Source organism: Vibrio sp. Vb1574, from assembly GCF_033338675.1.
In genome coordinates this window covers 1-1712 of sequence record NZ_JAWOTC010000129.1, presented here as the reverse complement: position 1 = coordinate 1712, position 1712 = coordinate 1, and the positions used below count along the sequence as shown (strand labels likewise).

The 1712-nt window shown below is 48.6% G+C and carries 1 protein-coding gene; it reads left to right on the top strand.

What is annotated here, in order from left to right:
• The coding region (mutS, locus tag R7O12_RS24130) for a DNA mismatch repair protein MutS (protein ID WP_318126571.1) at nt 1-1712 on the top strand (1712 nt) is incomplete at both ends.

Below are 1712 nucleotides of genomic sequence, written 5' to 3'. Positions count from 1 at the left end.
GTTCTACCGCATGGGCGATTTCTACGAACTCTTCTATGATGACGCGAAACGAGCGTCTCAACTGCTTGATATTTCATTAACCAAGCGCGGTTCATCGGCCGGAGAACCTATTCCTATGGCGGGAGTGCCATTCCATGCAGTGGAAGGGTATCTCGCGAAACTAGTTCAGCTTGGTGAGTCAGTCGCAATCTGTGAACAAATTGGGGATCCTGCGACGAGCAAAGGTCCTGTTGAGCGTAAAGTAGTACGCATTGTCACGCCAGGCACCGTAACCGATGAGGCACTGCTTTCTGAACGTCTCGATAACTTAATCGCTGCGATTTACCATCACAACGGCAAGTTTGGTTATGCGACGTTAGACGTTACTTCTGGCCGTTTTCAATTAACGGAGCCAGAAACCGAAGAATCCATGATGGCAGAACTACAACGCACCGCACCGCGTGAGTTGTTGTTCCCTGAAGATTTCGAGCCAGTCCACTTGATGTCGAACCGTAACGGGAACCGTCGTCGCCCTGTATGGGAATTTGAACTAGATACTGCCAAACAACAGTTGAACCAGCAGTTTGGCACCCGTGATCTTGTCGGTTTTGGTGTTGAGCACGCCTCTCTTGGTTTGTGCGCCGCAGGTTGTTTGATTCAATACGTAAAAGACACACAACGCACTGCTCTACCACATATCCGCTCACTAACGTTTGATCGCCAAGATCACTCTGTAATTTTAGATGCAGCTACGCGTCGCAATCTAGAAATCACCCAAAATTTAGCTGGCGGCACGGACAATACACTCGCCGCAGTTCTCGACCATTGCTCAACCCCAATGGGCAGCCGCATGTTAAAGCGTTGGCTGCATCAGCCGATGCGTTGTATTGATACGCTAAACAACCGCCTGGATGCGATTGGTGAAATTAAAGATCAAGGCTTATTTACCGATCTTCAGCCAACTTTAAAACAGATTGGCGATATTGAACGTATCTTAGCGCGTCTTGCTCTACGTTCTGCTCGTCCACGAGATATGGCTCGCCTACGCCATGCCATGCAGCAACTTCCTGAACTAGAATCACTCACTGCATCCTTAACTCATCCATACCTAGTGAAGTTGGCTCAATTTGCTGCGCCAATAGATGAGGTATGTGAGCTTCTTGAACGTGCTATCAAAGAAAACCCGCCGGTAGTGATCCGCGATGGTGGTGTGATTGCAGAAGGCTATAACGAAGAATTGGATGAGTGGCGCAAGCTCGCTGATGGTGCAACCGAGTATCTAGAAAAGCTCGAAGCGGATGAACGCGAGCGTCATGGCATCGATACGCTGAAAGTTGGCTACAACGCTGTACATGGGTTCTTCATTCAGGTAAGCCGTGGCCAAAGCCATTTGGTACCGCCACATTACGTGCGTCGCCAAACTCTGAAAAATGCAGAGCGCTACATTATTCCTGAGCTTAAAGAGCATGAAGACAAAGTTCTGAACTCAAAATCAAAAGCACTCGCACTAGAGAAAAAACTGTGGGAAGAGCTGTTCGATTTGCTGATGCCTCATCTTGAACAAATGCAAAACCTAGCTTCTGCCGTTTCACAGATGGACGTGTTACAAAACCTAGCAGAACGCGCAGACTCATTGGATTATTGCCGCCCTACTCTAGTTAAAGACCCAGGTATTCACATTCAAGCAGGTCGCCACCCGGTAGTAGAGCAAGTCACCTCGGACCCGTTCATTG